20 protein-coding genes are annotated in these 16,680 nt (G+C 59.1%); 6 read left to right on the top strand and 14 right to left on the bottom strand.

Features of this window, described 5'->3' with window-relative positions:
- Positions 1 to 116: 116 nt before the first annotated feature.
- The 8 genes from ACFSE1_RS03880 to ACFSE1_RS03845 all read right to left on the bottom strand — a co-directional run bounded on the left by ACFSE1_RS03880 (position 117) and on the right by ACFSE1_RS03845 (position 5,630).
- Positions 117 to 830 carry a phosphatase PAP2 family protein gene (locus tag ACFSE1_RS03880; RefSeq protein WP_377396791.1) on the bottom strand — a complete coding sequence of 238 codons (714 nt, stop codon included), beginning with the start codon at positions 828 to 830 and terminating at the stop codon, positions 117 to 119.
- Between the two features lie 27 nt (positions 831 to 857).
- Complete coding sequence (locus ACFSE1_RS03875; RefSeq protein WP_377396789.1) at positions 858 to 1,673, bottom strand: DUF1206 domain-containing protein; 816 nt, start codon at positions 1,671 to 1,673, stop codon at positions 858 to 860.
- A 72-nt stretch (positions 1,674 to 1,745) separates the two neighbouring features.
- Complete coding sequence (locus tag ACFSE1_RS03870; protein ID WP_377396787.1) at positions 1,746 to 2,747, bottom strand: DUF3618 domain-containing protein; 1,002 nt, start codon at positions 2,745 to 2,747, stop codon at positions 1,746 to 1,748.
- Positions 2,747 to 3,163, bottom strand: a complete 417-nt coding sequence (locus ACFSE1_RS03865; protein WP_377396785.1) for a phage holin family protein — start codon at positions 3,161 to 3,163, stop codon at positions 2,747 to 2,749. Before ACFSE1_RS03865 ends, ACFSE1_RS03870 begins: the two co-directional genes overlap by 1 nt.
- Positions 3,156 to 3,818 (bottom strand): nutrient deprivation-induced protein, encoded by a 663-nt coding sequence (locus tag ACFSE1_RS03860; RefSeq protein ID WP_377396783.1) that lies wholly within the window; start codon positions 3,816 to 3,818, stop codon positions 3,156 to 3,158. The genes ACFSE1_RS03865 and ACFSE1_RS03860 overlap by 8 nt, the downstream gene beginning before the upstream one ends.
- Before the next feature lie 72 nt (positions 3,819 to 3,890).
- Positions 3,891 to 4,295, bottom strand: coding sequence for a DUF2177 family protein (locus ACFSE1_RS03855; protein WP_377396781.1), 405 nt, complete (start codon positions 4,293 to 4,295; stop codon positions 3,891 to 3,893).
- 55 nt (positions 4,296 to 4,350) lie between these two features.
- The gene (locus tag ACFSE1_RS03850) at positions 4,351 to 5,052 is read right to left on the bottom strand and encodes a ChrR family anti-sigma-E factor (RefSeq protein WP_377396779.1); all 702 of its coding nucleotides are present in this window, start codon (positions 5,050 to 5,052) and stop codon (positions 4,351 to 4,353) included.
- A complete protein-coding gene (locus tag ACFSE1_RS03845) occupies positions 5,049 to 5,630 on the bottom strand; it encodes a sigma-70 family RNA polymerase sigma factor (protein ID WP_377396777.1) in 582 nt (193 codons plus the stop codon). The genes ACFSE1_RS03850 and ACFSE1_RS03845 overlap by 4 nt, the downstream gene beginning before the upstream one ends.
- Positions 5,631 to 5,842: 212 nt before the next feature.
- Here ACFSE1_RS03845 and ACFSE1_RS03840 point away from each other — a divergent pair, with 212 nt between their 5' ends.
- The 3 genes from ACFSE1_RS03840 to ACFSE1_RS03830 are packed head-to-tail and all read left to right on the top strand — an operon-like array spanning position 5,843 to position 9,195.
- A complete protein-coding gene (locus ACFSE1_RS03840) occupies positions 5,843 to 7,186 on the top strand; it encodes an NAD(P)/FAD-dependent oxidoreductase (RefSeq protein WP_377396775.1) in 1,344 nt (447 codons plus the stop codon).
- Positions 7,183 to 7,962 carry a DUF1365 domain-containing protein gene (locus tag ACFSE1_RS03835; RefSeq protein ID WP_377396773.1) on the top strand — a complete coding sequence of 260 codons (780 nt, stop codon included), beginning with the start codon at positions 7,183 to 7,185 and terminating at the stop codon, positions 7,960 to 7,962. The genes ACFSE1_RS03840 and ACFSE1_RS03835 overlap by 4 nt, the downstream gene beginning before the upstream one ends.
- A gap of 15 nt (positions 7,963 to 7,977) precedes the next feature.
- Entirely contained in the window at positions 7,978 to 9,195 is a 1,218-nt protein-coding gene (locus ACFSE1_RS03830; protein WP_377396771.1) for a class I SAM-dependent methyltransferase, read from the top strand.
- 51 nt (positions 9,196 to 9,246) lie between these two features.
- Here ACFSE1_RS03830 and ACFSE1_RS03825 read toward each other — a convergent pair whose 3' ends face one another.
- Positions 9,247 to 9,600 (bottom strand): winged helix-turn-helix transcriptional regulator, encoded by a 354-nt coding sequence (locus tag ACFSE1_RS03825; protein WP_377396769.1) that lies wholly within the window; start codon positions 9,598 to 9,600, stop codon positions 9,247 to 9,249.
- Between the two features lie 119 nt (positions 9,601 to 9,719).
- Between ACFSE1_RS03825 and ACFSE1_RS03820 the strand changes: the two genes are divergently transcribed.
- On the top strand, positions 9,720 to 10,172 hold the full coding sequence (locus ACFSE1_RS03820) for an ester cyclase (protein ID WP_377396767.1): 453 nt from the start codon (positions 9,720 to 9,722) through the stop codon (positions 10,170 to 10,172).
- Between the two features lie 102 nt (positions 10,173 to 10,274).
- Here the strand turns inward: ACFSE1_RS03820 and ACFSE1_RS03815 are convergent, their stop codons facing one another.
- On the bottom strand, positions 10,275 to 11,060 hold the full coding sequence (locus tag ACFSE1_RS03815) for an SDR family NAD(P)-dependent oxidoreductase (protein WP_377396765.1): 786 nt from the start codon (positions 11,058 to 11,060) through the stop codon (positions 10,275 to 10,277).
- A 134-nt stretch (positions 11,061 to 11,194) separates the two neighbouring features.
- On the opposite strand from ACFSE1_RS03815, the gene ACFSE1_RS03810 reads away from it, so the two are divergent.
- On the top strand, positions 11,195 to 12,136 hold the full coding sequence (locus tag ACFSE1_RS03810; RefSeq protein WP_377396763.1) for a nucleoside hydrolase: 942 nt from the start codon (positions 11,195 to 11,197) through the stop codon (positions 12,134 to 12,136).
- A gap of 46 nt (positions 12,137 to 12,182) precedes the next feature.
- Here the strand turns inward: ACFSE1_RS03810 and ACFSE1_RS03805 are convergent, their stop codons facing one another.
- Both ACFSE1_RS03805 and ACFSE1_RS03800 read right to left on the bottom strand, forming a co-directional pair.
- Positions 12,183 to 13,106, bottom strand: coding sequence for a pseudouridine-5'-phosphate glycosidase (locus ACFSE1_RS03805; RefSeq protein ID WP_377396761.1), 924 nt, complete (start codon positions 13,104 to 13,106; stop codon positions 12,183 to 12,185).
- Positions 13,107 to 13,109: 3 nt separating this feature from the next.
- A complete protein-coding gene (locus ACFSE1_RS03800) occupies positions 13,110 to 14,231 on the bottom strand; it encodes a carbohydrate kinase (RefSeq protein ID WP_377396759.1) in 1,122 nt (373 codons plus the stop codon).
- A 178-nt stretch (positions 14,232 to 14,409) separates the two neighbouring features.
- Between ACFSE1_RS03800 and ACFSE1_RS03795 the strand changes: the two genes are divergently transcribed.
- Positions 14,410 to 14,805, top strand: a complete 396-nt coding sequence (locus tag ACFSE1_RS03795) for a DUF1236 domain-containing protein (protein WP_377396757.1) — start codon at positions 14,410 to 14,412, stop codon at positions 14,803 to 14,805.
- Between the two features lie 50 nt (positions 14,806 to 14,855).
- Here ACFSE1_RS03795 and pncB read toward each other — a convergent pair whose 3' ends face one another.
- Positions 14,856 to 16,163, bottom strand: a complete 1,308-nt coding sequence (gene pncB, locus ACFSE1_RS03790) for a nicotinate phosphoribosyltransferase (RefSeq protein ID WP_377396755.1) — start codon at positions 16,161 to 16,163, stop codon at positions 14,856 to 14,858.
- 145 nt (positions 16,164 to 16,308) lie between these two features.
- A complete protein-coding gene (locus ACFSE1_RS03785) occupies positions 16,309 to 16,608 on the bottom strand; it encodes a hypothetical protein (RefSeq protein ID WP_377396753.1) in 300 nt (99 codons plus the stop codon).
- Positions 16,609 to 16,680: the final 72 nt, after the last annotated feature.

The following is a 16,680-nucleotide window of genomic DNA, read 5'->3' as shown; positions in this document are numbered from 1 at the left end:
ATCTTGTGACGGAATCATTTTTATCAACGTCCGGCGTATCTGGCGGATGAGCAAAGCGCCCAAAATTTGATTGAAACAGATCGGCACCTTGGCTTCTTCACTTTTCCTTGGCCGAATTACGCCTCAGGCTCCGGCTTGGCGGAGATATAGCGCCGTGCAACCAGCCAGCAGCCAACCGCCCAGGCAGCGCCCGCGCACCAGCCGCCCAGCACATCCGTCGGGTAATGAACGCCGAGGAAAATGCGGCTCATTCCAATGATGAGGGTGAGGAAGAGCGCCGTTCCAATCATGAAGAAGCGGGCTGCGGGTGTTTTCTGCGTTCGCGAAAGCAAGGCTCCGAGCGTGAGATAGGTCACGGCGGACAGCATGGCATGGCCGCTTGGGAAACTGAGATCGCTGACATCCACCAGATGCGGCACGATGTCCGGTCGGGGCCTCGCAATGGCGATCTTGAGAATGGAGCTGACCATCCAGCCACCGAGGATCGAGCAGAGCGTGAACACGGCGATGCTGAAGCGGCGTGAGAGAAGAAGATAAGCGGTGGTGATTGCGGTCATCAAGGACAGCACAGTCACGCCGCCCAGCGCCGTGATATCCTTCACGGCGTGGGAAACCCACGGCGGACCGATGGTTTCACCCGGATTTCCCGCCTGTCGCAACAGAAGCAGCAGGGTTTCGTCGAAGGCATGCGTATCGCCTTCCATCACCTCCCCGGCCAGATTGGCAAAGAGGAAAAGTCCGCCGGCAAGAATCGCGAAGGAAATGAGGGTAACGGGTTCCAGCCCGCGCAAACGTTCCAGAAAAGACCGCGTCACCTTACTTTGCAGCATTCAGTTTCCCTGTCCTTTTTGAAACGGTCAGATCGGCATTGCGCTTCGCGCCTCAGCCAGACTCGGTGGCACAACCCTTCGGTAGCGCGCCTCTATAAAGCTATAGAAACCAAAGCTGCACAGGCCAAGCCCCATCAAAACATAGAGGATTGCGCCAAAAGGCAACTGACGCACAAAGCTCAGCGCGTCAGCCATGCTGCCCGCCTGATCCGGATCCACGGTGAATGCCGCATAGAAGAAGAACACGCTGATGATGAGAAAGACGCAGCCTTTTGCAACAAGGCCATAAACGCAAAACAGGTCGAGCCCGGAATGCGTGCGGGCATCGAAGGAAAGATAACGATGATAGCCTCTGGTGAGTGCTTTCACGATATGCGCCACGCCTGCGCCCAGAATGCAGAGGGCGACGAAGGCCACGAGATAGCGGCCAAACGGTTGCTGCATGAGCCAGGCAGTCCAGCTTCTCGAACCGTCGCCGGAGGCTTGCCCCCCGAGGTTCAGTGCATGGCGCGCGGCGAAAATCGCCAGACCGCCATAGGTCGCGGCGCTCACCAGAAGGCCCGCCCGCACCACATAGCCTTTCAGATCGTCCGGGTGGTGGTCGGCGTTGCCGAGCGCCTGGAGAAGGCGCCAGAGAATGAAGCCCACCATGGCAATGGCCGCGATGCCGAGCCAGACCCGGCCCAGCGGCTGGCCCAGCACCAGTTGAAGCGCCGATTTGGAGTCCGGACTGCCCCCACCCAGGCTGCCGAGAATGGCCATGAGGCCAACCAGTAGGTAAACGAGGCCCCGCGCCGCATATCCGGCACGGGCAAGCAGCTCAAGCTTTCGGGTCGTGTCCATTATCCTGCCCATCAAAGGAATAAGGCCCGTCAACGCTTGACGGGCCCCGATCGTTGCAGTCGTCCATCATCTTCAGTGCGGACGGGAGGGTTGGGTTGAACTTTCCTTTGGCTTGAACTGCCGCGCCTCTTCCGTGATGCGGTCCTTGGCGGCGGCATGAACATCGGAAGCAACTGCCGCGGCGGAGCGTGAAACATCCGTGGCAACCGTTTCGGCACGGTCCATGGCGCTGGACGCTTGGGTAGCCATCTTACCCTTCACCTGATCCGCCGTTTCACCCATCATCTCGTCCTCGCGATCTGTGCGAGGCAATACCGCGCCAATGGCAGCCCCCACGGCGAAGGCAAGGGCGCCGCCGACAAGCGGCTGGTCACGGAACTGGCGCATGATGGTCTCGTTCAGCACATGGGCCGAATCGCGCATGGAGGCCCCCATGTCCATCGAGGTTTTACCGGCGGAGCGGCCAGCCTCCGTCACATGCCGGCCAGCTCTTGCGGCGGAATGCTTGAGATCCCGCCAGGAGGCGGCAATCCAGCCGGATGCCTCGTCAAAAAGCTTGCCGGTTTCGTCGCGAATATCATGCATCTGGCGACCGGCCTTATCGGCAAAGCCCCGATAGCTCCGGCCCGCCTCATCGGTGAAATGGCCCGCGCGCCGTCCCGTTTCATCCGTCAGCGCCTTGAAGCGGCTGCCGGTTTCATCGGTAAAATGGCTGTAACGATGCATGCCATCCTGCTGAACCGGACCCGTTCTGCGAACCGGGCCTGTCACGGGAGCCAGCGGATGCTCCGTCTCATGCGTGTCGGCACCAGGGGCCGCTTTCTGCCCGGACATGAGCCAGGCAAGGCTGACACCCATCAGCGCTACAGGAATAGGGTTCGTCTTCATGGAAGTCGTGAAGTTCGAGAGGAACTCGCCGCCGCCACTCGATTTCGCATAGGAAAGCGCTTCGTCGATCAGCTGGCCGGGTGACATGCGGCTCTGGATTTCATCCAGCTTCGCGCCAATCCTTTCACGATCCTTCTCGATTTCGCGTTCAATTTCTTCCGGTCTTGCGTCGCTCGTGTAAGACATCAGGTTCTCTCCTTCAGCACCTGGGCATCACGACGCAGCGAAGTCGCGGTGCGATCCATGTTCATGGTGTTTCCCTTGAGTACGGACAGGCCGCGCGAGATCATGCCCCAGCCGATCAGGGCAACGATGACGCCCACGACAACGGCGGCAATCGCATCGGCATTGCGTTCGGCAAACCCCATGGAAAGCAGCAGGGCTGAAAGGCCGTTCACCACGGCTGCCAGCAATACGCCGATTGCGCCGATGGCGAAGACGAGGCCCGCTGCCAGCATTTCCACGCCAGTCATGGCGCGGGTCACTTTTTCGGAAGCCTCAGCCTTGGCGAGATTGATCTCTTTGCGAAAAAGCCCGGAGACATCGGCAACGAGGCCCGTCACGAGCTCCGAGAGGGGACGATTATCGGCCGTGTTAGACATTGGATGCTCCCGTAGTGTTCAGTGTTGCGGCGGGTGCGGCGCTGCGGCTCTCTGAAGGTGTGGAGGCGGACGCAGAGGCGCTCGCATGGGATGAGGGCACCCGCGTCGAGGGTGCGCCGGAGTGGCTGGAACCGGCCTGTCGGCTGGCGGAAGCGCTGACGAAACGGCTTGCCGCCAGGCCCGCCATGGCAGCAAGCCCCAGAAAGGCCAGCGGCTGGCGACGACCGAAATCTTCCGCCATACCGGCCACTTCGCTCATGCTCTTGCCCTTGATGTCCTGTGCGAAGCGTTGAACGCTCTGCCCCATCTGGCGGGTCATCCGCCCAATGTCGCGGTTTTCGCCCTGCTCCAGCTCGGAGCCGACCCGTTCTATGGCATCCGCTATTCCGGCAACACGCTGGGCGGCATACCCCTTCTGCTCCTCGGCCATATCCTGCGCCTTGGCGCTGGCCTGGTGCATCTGCTCCCTGGCCATGTCGCCAAGGACGTGGGCATCTTCCTGCACCTGCTGGCGAAGATCGGTTTGAGTTTTTGGCTGTGGCTGGTTTTGCGGCGGTGACGATGTGGCGGACGCACGCGGCGCTTCCGGCCTCATGCTGCCATAGGTTGGGCTGAGGCGGTCACCCCCGGCGCTTGTCGGGTCCCTGTCTGCCATGAAACTCTCCTGTTGTTGGTACGGGTGATGACCGACCGAACAGAAGTGATCATGGAATGTTCCAGAAGCGGCTTACCCTATGAATTTGCGGGTGATGAGCAGACCGAGCGCGGCCGCCGTGCCGCTGAGAACCGTGCCCCAGGCCATATCGACAAGGCTCATCAGAAGCGGCCAGTTCTTCAGCGTCGAGAGATTAGTGATGTCATAGGTGCCATAGGCAATCAGGCCGAGAATGGCGCCCGCCACAAAAGCCTGCCCCACGCTGCCGCCGGAAAGATAGGGCTGCACCGCGAAGTAGACGATGCCCGCCACATAGATCAGGTAGAAGATACCGGCAGCGACGAAATCCGGCTTTTCGCGCATCAAATCGCCCAGCTGGCTGCGATAGAAGCCGGTTGCGACCTTGCCGAGCCATATGAAATCGAGACCGAAGAACACGGCTGCGGTTGCGAGATAAGCGACGACGTAGACGAACATGGGGGCTTTCCTCACTAACCGATAAGGGCGACATTGCGTCGCCCTTTCTATTTCATCAGATCTTCAGGATCGGCTGGATCATCCGTACGATCCAGCTTGAGAATTTAAGCGGCGCTTCCGTCACGGCAAGACAGATACAGTCCTCGCCTTCTGTCGCCGTCGGCGTGTGCAGAAGGCTGCCATCGGCCTCTTCCAGATCGCCGCGGGCAAACAGCGCCTCACCATCGTGGAAGCTGCCAGCCAGAACGAGCGTCAGCTCGCGGCCATCATGGGTGTGTTCCGGCACCGGCTTGCCAGCGGGAATCCGCAGCAGGCGCACCTGCGTTTCGGTATCACCGGTATCAATGCGTATCTGATAGGCGCCACGGCCCAGCGCCTTCCATTTCAGGCTTGAAACATCGCCACCCACATAGGAACGCAGCGGCTCGGGAATAACCCCTTCGCTGGCACGCACAGGCGAGCCTTGCGCCACGTGTGGCGTGCGTCCCTGGGGCGTGCGTCCCTGTGTCGTTTGCACCTGACTCGTTTGTCCGTGGAGCCGAGCCTTCATGCGCTCCCAGTCGGAATCGGTCACGGAACCGGCGGCACCGATCTTGTCGAACAGCGCACCGGCTGCCCCCTCAATGGCATCCAGCCGGCGTCTTGCTTCCGGGCAAAGGGCCAGATGCGTTGCGACGGCAAGGCTCCAGCCTTCGGAAAGGTTGCCGGATGCATAATCGAGCAGAAGCTCGTCGCTCACCTGATGATTCACCTTCATCGCAAAGCCTCCAGCGATGTGCGCAGTTTTTCGAACGCGAGGCGAATGCGCGATTTTACGGTTCCAAGTGGTATGCCCATGTCTTCAGCGATCTGCGAATGCGAAGCTTCCTCGAAGAATGCCCGTTTAAGAACATCCAGCTGTTCCGGCGGAAGCGTATCCATTGCCTTGCGTAGCAGCTCGGCGTCCTGGCGGCCTTCCATTTCCACATCGGCGGGGGCCACGTCGTCCCTTACGAAAGCCGGATCGTTTTCATCGAAAACGGGCCGCTTGCGGCGGAATGCGTCGATCCGCTGGTTGCGGGCAATGGTGAAGATCCAGGCCGAAACATTGCCTCGGGCGGGATCGAATTGCACCGCCTTGTTCCAGACGGCTGTCATGGTTTCCTGCATCAGCTCTTCCGCCAGCTGCATGTCGCGGGTCTTCATGGACATGAAGGAGCGAACGCGTGGCCCGTAATAGCGGAACAGAACCTCAAAAGCAGCGACATCCCTGTCCCGCCCTACCAGAAGCAGGAGGCGGGAAAGCTCAGACGTGGTAAGGTCTTGTTCCTTCGAATGTAAATCAGTCCGTTTCATCCGCTGGCCATGCTGAACGCGTGCACGCGGCGCCACCGCCGCTGGTTGTTCGTTGTGGCACGTCCTTGCCAAGATGGAAACAGTCAAGCTCATGCCGGGTGTTACGCCTTGGCTGTAGCGGCGGATCACCGGAGAAAAGAAATTTCGAGGAACGATCCGTTTTTCGCTCCCCGGCGTATAGATCAAGCATGTTCAAACAACGGAAGTTGAAAATGGTTTCACACTCGGCAGGAAATCGTCGCATCGCCGTCATAGGCTCAGGAATTAGCGGTCTTTCAGCCGCATGGCTTGCGTCACGTTCCAACCGGGTCGTTCTGTATGAAGCCGAAGAGAGGCTCGGCGGGCATTCCAATACCGCGATTGCGCCTACGCCCTATGGCGATGTTCCGGTCGATACCGGCTTCATTGTCTTCAACAACCGCAACTATCCCAATCTCGTGGCGCTGTTCGAGCATTTGGGCGTCGAGACGCAAGCCTCGGATATGAGCTTTGCAGCCTCCATCGATGACGGTCGCTTCGAATATTCCGGCACCGGGTTGAAGGGCATTCTCGGCCAGAAGGTGAATGTGCTGCGTCCCCGTTTCTGGCGGATGCTGTCGGATGTCCTGCGCTTCTACAAGGAAGCGGAAGGGCTGATGAGCCGCCGCGATCTCGAACAGTTGACGCTCGGCGAATATCTGGAACGCGAGAACTACTCGCAGGCCTTCATTGAGGATCACCTGCTGCCCATGGGTGCCGCCATCTGGTCCATGACGACCATCGATATGCGCGCCTATCCGCTGCACGCCTTCATCCGCTTCTTCGTGCATCACGGTCTGATCCTCCTCAAGGGCCGTCCCCGCTGGCGCACCGTCACGGGTGGCAGCCGCGAATATGTCGCGCGCATCGCAGCAGATTTTGCAGGCGAAATTCGCCTGTCTTCGCCGGTTGCCCGCATTGAGCGTCTGGCGAACGGCGTCATCGTCACCGATTGCTCCGGCCATGCGGATCGCTTCGATGATGTCATCATCGCCACCCATGCCAATGATGCGCTCGCCATGCTGGCGGATGCGGACCCCATTGAGCGCCGCATTCTCGGCTCCTTCCGCTATACCGATAATGTCGCCGTGCTGCACACGGACGAGCGCCTCATGCCGAAGCGCCGCAATGTCTGGTCCAGCTGGAACTATATCGGCGGCAAGAAGGATCGCGAAGGCGCACCGCTCTGCGTGACCTACTGGATGAACCGTCTGCAGGATCTTGAGCCGCGCCACGATATGTTCGTCACGCTGAATGCCTGCCGCGAAATCCGCGAGGACAAGATTATCGCTTCCTATAACTACAGCCATCCGCTGTTCGATATGGCGGCCATGAATGCCCAGCGCGATATCTGGGAGCTGCAAGGCCGTCGCAACACCTTCTTCTGCGGCGCGCATTTTGGCAGCGGCTTCCATGAAGACGGTCTTCAGGCGGGCCTTGCCGCGGCCGAAGCCGCCACCGGCACGCGTCGCCCCTGGCAGGTGGAAAACGAATCGGGCCGCATCTTCACAAGCCCCCTGCTGGCGGCGGCGGAATGATGATCCAGTCTGCCATCTACTTCGGCACGGTCGTCCATGCCCGCCATCGACCAAAGCAGCATCGGTTGCGCTACAGCGTGTTTTCCCTGTTGCTGGATCTCGATGAACTGGCTGGCCTTTCGGCGCGGCTGAAGCTGTTTGGCCACAACCGGCGCGCTCTGTTCAGCTTTTACGACAAGGACCACGGAACCGGCGAAGCCAAGAGCCTGCGGTCATGGGTGGAAGAGCGCCTGGGCGAGGGGGGCATCGCCGCCCACCCGGACCGCATTCGCGTGCTCTGCTATCCGCGCATTTTCGGCTATGTCTTCAATCCGCTCACGGTCTATTTCTGCGAGAAGGAAGACGGCAGGCTGATCGCCCTGCTCTATGAGGTTTGCAACACCTTCAACGAGCGCCACACCTATATCATTCCGGCAGAAACCTCGGCTGGCGGCGCCATTCGCCACGCCTGCGCCAAGGCCATGTATGTCTCGCCCTTCGTGCCCATGGACTGCACCTACGAATTCGATATTCTGCCACCTCAGAGCAAAGTGAAGGTGGCGATCAACGAGCGGGATCCGGAGGGGGATCTGCTCTTTGCAAGCTTTGTGGGCAACCGTAGCGATCTGACGGACAGAGTTCTTGCCCGCGCATTCATCACCTACCCGTTGATGACCATGAAGGTCATGGCGGGCATCCATTGGGAGGCGTTGCGCCTCTGGCTGAAGGGCGTGCCGGTGTTCCGGCACAAGCCTGCCGCCAATCGCGTAACAAGTTCCGTAGAACCGTCTGTCTGAGTGGAGGATTGCATCATGACGCATGCAGGGCACGGAGATCCCGCTTTCATCACCGAACGCCGTCCGTTCTGGGAGCGGATGCTCTGCCGCATGCTGGAGCGCACCAGACAGGGGCGCCTGACGGTGGTTTTCCCCAGCGGGCGCGAATATCGCTTCGGCAGTGCGGCCTCGTCTCATACGGCCACCATCTGTTTCAACAGCCCGCGTGCGCTTCGTCGCATTTTGTCTGGCGGCGGTCTCGGCTTTGCCCGTGCCTATATGGATGGCGACTGGACGACGCCCGACCTGAATTCGGTTCTGGATCTCGCCATTGCCAATGAGAAGGATTGGGCAAAACTTGCCAAGCCCATGGCGCTGATGGCCCGCCTTGCCCATCTACGCCACCGCCTGCGCCGCAATTCCAAGGCCGGAAGCCGCCGCAACATCGCCTTCCATTACGATCTTGGCAATGATTTCTATCGGCTCTGGCTCGATCCCTCGATGACCTATTCCTCCGCCATCTTCCGCCGCGAGGATGCGACGCTGGAGGAAGCACAGCACGAGAAATATGCCCGCATCATTCGCGATCTGAACATCGGCCCGGATGATCATGTGCTGGAAATCGGCTGCGGCTGGGGCGGCTTCATGGAACAGGCGATCCGCGAAACGGGCTGCCGCGTGACAGGCCTCACCCTCTCAAAAGAGCAGGCAGCCTTCGCCCGAAAGCGTCTGGCCGATGCTGGCATTACTGAAAAAGGCGAGATCCGGCTGGAAGACTACCGCGATGTGCGCGGCCAGTTCACCAAGATCGTTTCCATCGAAATGTTCGAAGCCGTGGGCGAGGAACATTGGCCCATCTATTTCGAGCAGGTGCGTGAACTTCTGGTGCCGGGCGGCGAAGCGATGATCCAGGTCATCACCATCGATGAAAGCCGCTTTGAGCATTACCGCCGCCATGCGGATTTCATCCAGACCTATATCTTCCCCGGCGGCATGCTGCCCACCATCACAAATTTCGGAGAGATTGCCGAAAAGGCAAAGCTCAAGGTGCAGGATTGCTTCCGCTTCGGACGCGATTACGAAAAGACCCTCCTCCTCTGGGACCGCGCCTTCCAGAGCGCCTGGCCCCGCATCCTGCCCCAAGGCTTCGATGAGCGCTTCTACCGCATGTGGCACTATTACCTGCACTACTGCGCCGTGGGCTTCCGCACGGGGCGCATTGATGTGGCGCAGTTCAGGTTAGCGAAGGGGTGAGTTGGGATCTTGTAGAGCAATCTGCGACATGCGCTTCGATGCAATAAGGCGTCAACAGTCAACTTTCGGCGCTGACGCTAGCATCTCCATGACTTTCGAGCGGTTCTCATTGCCCCAGTCGCACAGCGGAACGAGGGCTTCCACAAGCGTCTTACCGAAAGGTGTTAGTTCATAGTCCACAACTGGTGGTACGCGCTTATGGTCTCGTCGAACAACAACGTTCAGTGAGACCAGGTCGCGTAATTGCTGAATTAAAACCTTCTCGCTGATACCTTCAACGCGTCGCTTCAACTCTGAAAAACGTGTCGGGCCACCCTGTACATGGTACAAGATCAGTGGCTTCCATTTACCGCCGACGACCGCCAGCGAAACGTCCAATCCGCAAGGCGTATCACTCATATCCATAAAAATCTCACACTTACCTTTTGGTAGGTTCTACCTCTGAAGTAATTGCCTGCTTATGTAAATCCCTAGTCTGATGCTTCACTCTCGCAGGCAACGGAAACAGCAAGAGGAATTTGCCCATGAGCAGCCCTACCCGATTGATCAGAGAGCTTTATGCAGCCGCAGAAGGCCTGACCCTGGATCTCAAGAAATTCGTGTCCTGCTTTTCGGATGACAGCTACGTTCGCAACGTTCCGACAGGGCAGGAATTTCGCGGCGAAGAGATCGCTATGGTCGCAAGCGGTATGGCCGATGCGTTTCCGGATGTTCACCGGGAAATCTTCGATATTTATGAAATGAACGATGTTATCGTTGTTGAGCTCGCCATCCAAGGTACGCACCAAGGGGCTTTGGTGACGCCCGGTGGAACAATCCCCGCAACCGGGAAAACAATCGATGTTCCCTGCTGCGACGTCTTCCACATCAAAAATGGGAAGGTCATCTCATTCCACTGCTATAACACCGCGTCCGTCATGATGCAGCAACTGGGCATTCTGGGTGCTTCGAAACCACAAGGACAGTCGGCAACTTGATAAACTTGCACAATCCAAAGTGCAGGAGGAATGAAAAGCCCATTTGGGGTGGCAGTGAGGTGTAGTTGATCAGAAGGTGCGATAAGGCCTCCCCTAGCGCCTTTACCGCTTCCGCAACATCTTCCGCGTCAACGCAAACTGCATCCTCCTCGGAAGCGCGTGCAACAGCTTGATCGCCAGGGCCATCTTCCACGGAAAGATGATCTCGTAGCGGGAGGTTTTGAGGCCGTTGACGATGGCTTCTGCAGCCTCTTCCACTGAGATGAGGAAGGGCATGGGGAAATCGTTCTTCTTGGTGAGCGGGGTATCGACAAAGCCTGGGTTGATCACGCGAAGGCGCACGCCTTCGCGCTCCAGTTCCGGGTAAAGCGCTTCGCAAAGATTGTTGAGCGCCGCCTTGGTAGCGCCGTAAAAGCCGCCGCCGGGCAGGCCCACATAACCGGCGACTGATGCCACCACACAGATTTCACCGCTTCTGCGGGCAATCATATCCGGCATCACCGCTTCCAGCGTATGGGCGGTTCCCACCACGTTGAGGTTCATGGTGTCGCTCAGCGCCGTGCTATCGAAGCGGCGAACGCTGTCGCGCTTGTAGCTTCCGGCGGAAAAGATAGCGAGATCGATGGGGCCAAGTGTCGAACGAATGGCCTCGACCACCGCTTTTGAGGCGGCAAGATCTGTCACGTCGAGGGGGAAGGCAAACAGGCGGTCTGGCATTTCCGCCACCAGTTCATCCAGCTTGTCAGTGCTTCGTGCGCTCACCGCCACACGGAAGCCATCGCGTGCCAGCCGTAACGCCACCGCGCGGCCTATGCCGGAGCTTGCGCCGGTAATCCAGGCAATCTTGCCCTCGCTCACTCGTTCTGAAACCGACATGCTCTCGCTCATGAATGCCTCCATTTGTCACTCATTACGCATGAAGAGAGGATTGGTTCTCTATGGATGCTTGTCGCAAGGCGTTTGGCGTGGCACATCCATCGCTTCATTCTTATCAAGACGAATGCGAGACCGAGAGACGAGCCATGCCGCAGAAGATCATTATCGACACAGACCCGGGCCAGGATGATGCTCTGGCCATTCTTTTGGCGCTTGGCAGCCCGGAGCTGGATGTTCTCGGCATTACGGCCGCCGCTGGCAATGTGCCGGTCACGCTGACATCGAAGAACATTCGCAAGGTTTGCGAACTGGCCGGGCGCCCTGACGTAAAGGTGTTTGCCGGTTGCGAAGGGCCGATGGAAGGAACGCTGTTCACGGCGGAATATGTGCATGGCGCAACGGGCATGGATGGCGCAGATCTGCCGGAGCCCACAATGCCGGTTCAGGCGCAGCATGGTGTCGATTTCATCATCGAAACCCTGATGAACAATGAACCGGGCACTGTCACCCTCTGCACGCTTGGGCCTTTGACCAATCTTGGCACGGCGCTGAAGCGCGAGCCTAAAATTGCCGAGCGCGTTCAGCAAATCGTGCTCATGGGCGGCGGCCTGTTCGAGGGCGGCAATGTCACGCCAGCGGCGGAATTCAACATTTTCGTTGATCCGGCAGCAGCCAAGATCGTCTTTGCCTGTGGCGCACCGATTGTGATGATGCCGCTCGACGTGACACACCAGACCCTGACAACCGCCAAACGGGTTGAGGCCATCAAGGCGCTTGGCACGCCGCTGTCTGAGGCTGTCGTGGGCTGGCTGGATTTCTTCGAGCGCTTCGATGAGCAGAAATACGGTACCGATGGCGGCCCGCTGCACGATCCGAATGTGATTGCTTACCTGTTGAAGCCCGAGCTTTATTCGGGTCGCCTCTGCAATGTCGAAATTGAAGCAGACTCCGCTTTGACCAAGGGCATGACAGTGGCTGATTGGTGGGGCGTAACCGACCGCCCGAAGAACGCCACCTTCATGCGCGGCGTGGATGCGGATGGTTTCTATGCGCTGCTGACGGAGCGTCTGGCCCGTCTTCCGGCTTGAGATAACAGGCAGGCGGCATCCTCAATGCCGCCTGCCGTTTTTTGACTTACTTCTTTTTCAGCGCCGAATAGGCAACAGCCATGCGGGCGGCGAGTGCCGCATTGTTCTTCACCAGCGCGATATTGGCCTTCAGGCTCTCGCCCTTGGAAAGCTCGTTGATCCGCGCCAGCAGGAAGGGCGTCAGCTCCTTGCGGCCAATGCCGCGTTCTTCCGCTTCACGCACCGCATCCGCAATCGTGCCATCGATGAAGTCATTCGAAAGCGCTGCATCCTGTGGGATCGGGTTTGCGATCAGCAAGCCTGTGCCAGTGCCCAACTGGTGGTGCATGTGCATGGCGCTGGCAATATCTTCCGCTGAATCCAGGCGGTGATCTGCCTTGAAGCCGCTCGTGCGGGTGAAGAAGGCCGGAAACTCATCCGTGCCGTAAGCAATCACCGGAACGCGCTGCGTTTCCAGATATTCCAGCGTCTTGGCGATATCGAGAATGGATTTCACGCCCGCGCAGACGACAGCCGTCTTCGTGCGGCCAAGCTCTGTCAGGTCGGCTGAAATATCAAAGCTCTGTTCCGCGCCGCGATGAACGCCACCCACGCCACCCGTTGCGAAAATATCGATGCCTGCAAGATCCGCCATCAGCATGGTGGCGGAAACGGTGGTGCCAGCAGATGCCTTGCGCACCATGGCAACCGCCAGATCGCGACCGGAAGCCTTCACCACGCCCTTGGACTGCGCCAGTGCTTCCAGCTCCGAGCGCTCAAGGCCAGCCCGCAATTCGCCATCAATCACGGCAATGGTTGCTGGCACGGCACCATTCTGGCGCACAACATCCTCAACCGCCAGCGCCGTTTCCAGATTGGCCGGGTAAGGCATGCCGTGGGTAATGATGGTGGATTCCAGTGCCACGACAGGGCCGCCAGCGGCAATTGCATCGGCCACTTCGCGGCTCAGCTTTGGTTTCAACAGGCTCATGTTTCACATCCTTTCCACCGGCTTCAGCCGGTGCATGTTCGCTTCCACGAAGCGGGGAGAAAGTTCCGGGTGAACGCTGGCAGCGCTTTCCGTGGTCAGCGCACCAAGAAGGGCTCCAATCCGGGCGGCATCCGCTGCCGCTTCACCAGCCAGCAGACGGCTCAAGGTTCCAGCAATCATCGCATCGCCCGCACCGGTCATTTCCACCGGATGGGCTGTGACAGCCTCAACATGCGCTACGCCTTGCGCATTCGCCACCACCACGCCCTGCGGTCCGCGTGTGACAATCGCATGGGCAGCGCCCGCCTCAATGAGGGCAGAGGCTGCCGCCTCGGCGTGATCGAACGGGCCTTTGCCCTGCCGTTTTAGCAGCGCATTGGCTTCATCGAGGTTCATGAACAGGTAATCGACACCCCGCAGATCATCCGGCAGGCGCATGACCTTGTGGGTGGAAACCGCATCGAAAGCGAGACGGAACCGCGCATCGCGGCGGCGCTCTATCAAGAGCCGCAGCGTTTCCTGCGGCAAGTTACAATCGCAAAAGACGAGGCTTGCAGAGGCAAGATGCGGCCAGACGCGATCCAGCTGCTCGGGGCGGAAGAGATCGAAGATCCCCATATCCGCAAGCCCCATCACGAGATCGCCCTTCTCATCCAGAATAGCCGCATATTCCGCCGTGGGTTTCTCGGCAGAGGTCACCACCTGGCTCACATCAATGCCGCATTGGCGAAGATGCGCCAAAAGCGCAGCCGCCGTCTCATCACTGCCGACCATGGAGATAAAGCTGGTGGATACGCCAAGCAGGGCAAGGTTTTCCGCCACGTTACGGGCCACGCCGCCAAAGCTGCGCATGCCATCCACGGGGTTGGATGTCTCCGGCACGAGCGCCTGGCGGGCGCGATATTTCCGGTCGAACACAGCCCCGCCCATACAAACCGCCCGTGAAGCCTCCGGCAAAACGTAACCGCGACCCAGAATGAAACCCTTCTGGACGAGGGACATGATGTGCGCGGCGACTGTCGAACGCGCAAGCCCCAAGGCATCGGCAATGTCCTGCTGCCCGATAAACGGATTTTCCTGCACCATTTTTAAGACAGCCGCTTCTTGCGGCGCGAGTTCGCTCATCAGGCAGTCCTCATTGAACGGCCTTCATACAACAGTTGTTTATCTTGTAAACAGAAGTTTTATAATCTACCCATTCGCACATTATTAAAAATCGTCACGCTTCGTGTCCTACCGAACGGAACGAGATGACAGACATGGGGGTTTATTCGCCATCGATAACAAAATGAGGAAACAGCCAATGCGTAACATTCTTCTTGCCGCCACTGCGGCCATCACCATCGGTCTTGCAGGAAGCGCGTCCGCGCAGGATAGCACTGTCAGCGGTGCTGCTGGCGGCGCTGTCACGGGTGCAATCGTGGGTGGCCCGGTTGGCGCTGCTGTCGGCGGCATTGCCGGTGCAGCTTTGGGAACAGCCATCGATCCGCCGCCGAGCGAAGTTGTGACCTATGTTCGCGAGCAACCGGCGCCCGCTCCGGTCGTTGTCGAACGGAAGGTCGTCGTCGGCGAGGCATTGCCGGAAACGGTTGTTCTGACGCCTGTTCCAGAGCACCGCGATTATGCCTATGCGGTCGTCAACGAACAGCGCGTGATTGTCGATCCGCGCTCCTACAAGGTCGTCCAGATCATCGAGTAATCGAAGCAACGGACAGCAAAACGGGCCTCATGGGCCCGTTTTTTTATGGATCAGACGAAAACTGCCTGCTCGACCAGATCTTCCTGACCGAAGAACCGCAGATAGCGCTGAACTTCATCCGGATCGCCGGTGGCCTTCAGGGGATTATCGGAAAGCTTCACGGCCGGGCGTCCATTGGCTTCCGAAACCTTGCAGACGATGGAAATCGGCTTCAACCCGTCAATATCCTTCGGCGCGCATCCGGCGAAATCATTGGTGAGGTTGGTGCCCCAGCCGAAGGACATGCGAACACGGCCTTCGAAATGCCTGTAGGTGTCAATGATCGCATCGACATCCAGCCCGTCGGAGAAGATCAGAAGCTTCTGGCGCGGGTCGCGACCCATTCTCTTCCACCAGTCAATGATTTTTTCGCCGCCCTCGATGGGGGGCGCGCTATCGGGGCGGAAGCCTGTCCAGTCGGCCACCCATTCCGGCGCGTTGCGCAGGAAGGATGTGGTGCCGAAGGCATCCGGCAGAACGATCAGCAGATTTCCGCCATAGAGGCGGTTCCAGTCTTTCAGAACCTGATAGGGGGCAGCACTCAGCTCCGCATCATTGTTGGCCAGCGCCGCAAGAACCATCGGCAGTTCATGCGCATTGGTGCCAACGGCTTCAAGATCGGAATCCATAGCCAGCAATACATTGCTCGTTCCGGTGAAGGCGGGGCCAATGCCCTCCTTCAATGCTTCCACGCACCAGCGCTGCCAGAGAAAACTGTGACGGCGCCGCGTGCCGAAATCGGAGATGCGCAGGCCCGGAAGATCGCGCAGACGCTCCACCTTCTCCCACATGCGCGCCTTGGCGCGGGCGTAAAGCACATCCAGCGTGAACAGACCGAGCGAGCGGATGGCAGCGCGGGAGCGCAACTCGTTGATGATGGCGAGTGCTGGAATTTCCCACATGGTGGTGTCGATCCAGCGGCCATGGAAGGTCAGTTCATACTGGCCATCGCGCTTGGAAAGCTCATATTCCGGCAGCTGGTAATTGGCGAGAAAGGCCAGGAATTCCGGCTCGAAGATCTGGGATTTGCCGTAAAAACTGTTACCCGCAAGCCAGATCATTTCCTTTTTCGAAAGGCGCAGCGAGCGGGCATGGTCCAGTTGCTCGCGTAGCTCGTGCTCATCGATTTCATCCGCCAGACGAACGCGCTTCGTGCGATTGATGAGTGAAAAGGTAACGTCCACTTTCGGGTAAAGCTTCCAGATCATCTGGAGCATCAGAAGCTTGTAAAAATCCGTATCGATCAGACTGCGAACGATGGGATCGAGCTTCCAGGTGTGGTTGTAGACGCGCTTGGCAATATCTGTCTTGGTCGTCATGGCTGCCTTCGCCTGGCGCACGGATAAACCGGCGCGGCCTGCATTGTGAAACGAGGCATCCGGCGGCGGCCTCGGCGGCATTTATCGAAAAAACCGCCGGTCTTGTCCAGTCATGGCCGTATCAAATCGATTGATACGCTCTCGATCAAGGATTTGAAGGCGGCGGTGCGTTGGGATTGGCGGGGGTCGTATCGCCCGCAGGCGGCGTTGCAGTCTGCTCAGCGGGTGGCTCGGTGGATTGACCATACCATTCGGCGGCACCCCAGGCCACCATCGCCAGAATGAGGCCCGCAACCAGCACCATGAACACAGGAATGCCCCTGCTGCCCTGGCGAGCCTCCGTCGGGCTCAGCGGCTCTTCCACCGGGGGCGTTGCGCTTCGGGTAAAATTGGGATCCTGCACATGGGCAGGCGGGTCGGTGCGGTCGCGATCCAGCCTATTCATCTTCCATTCCTCCGTTGCGCCTTGTGCGCGTGAGAGGAAGCAACGGAACAATGCTTCGATTGTTCCGAATAC

This window comes from Affinirhizobium helianthi, from assembly GCF_042680945.1.
Lineage (GTDB): Bacteria > Pseudomonadota > Alphaproteobacteria > Rhizobiales > Rhizobiaceae > Neorhizobium > Neorhizobium helianthi.
This window is presented reverse-complemented; position numbering and strand designations above follow the sequence as displayed.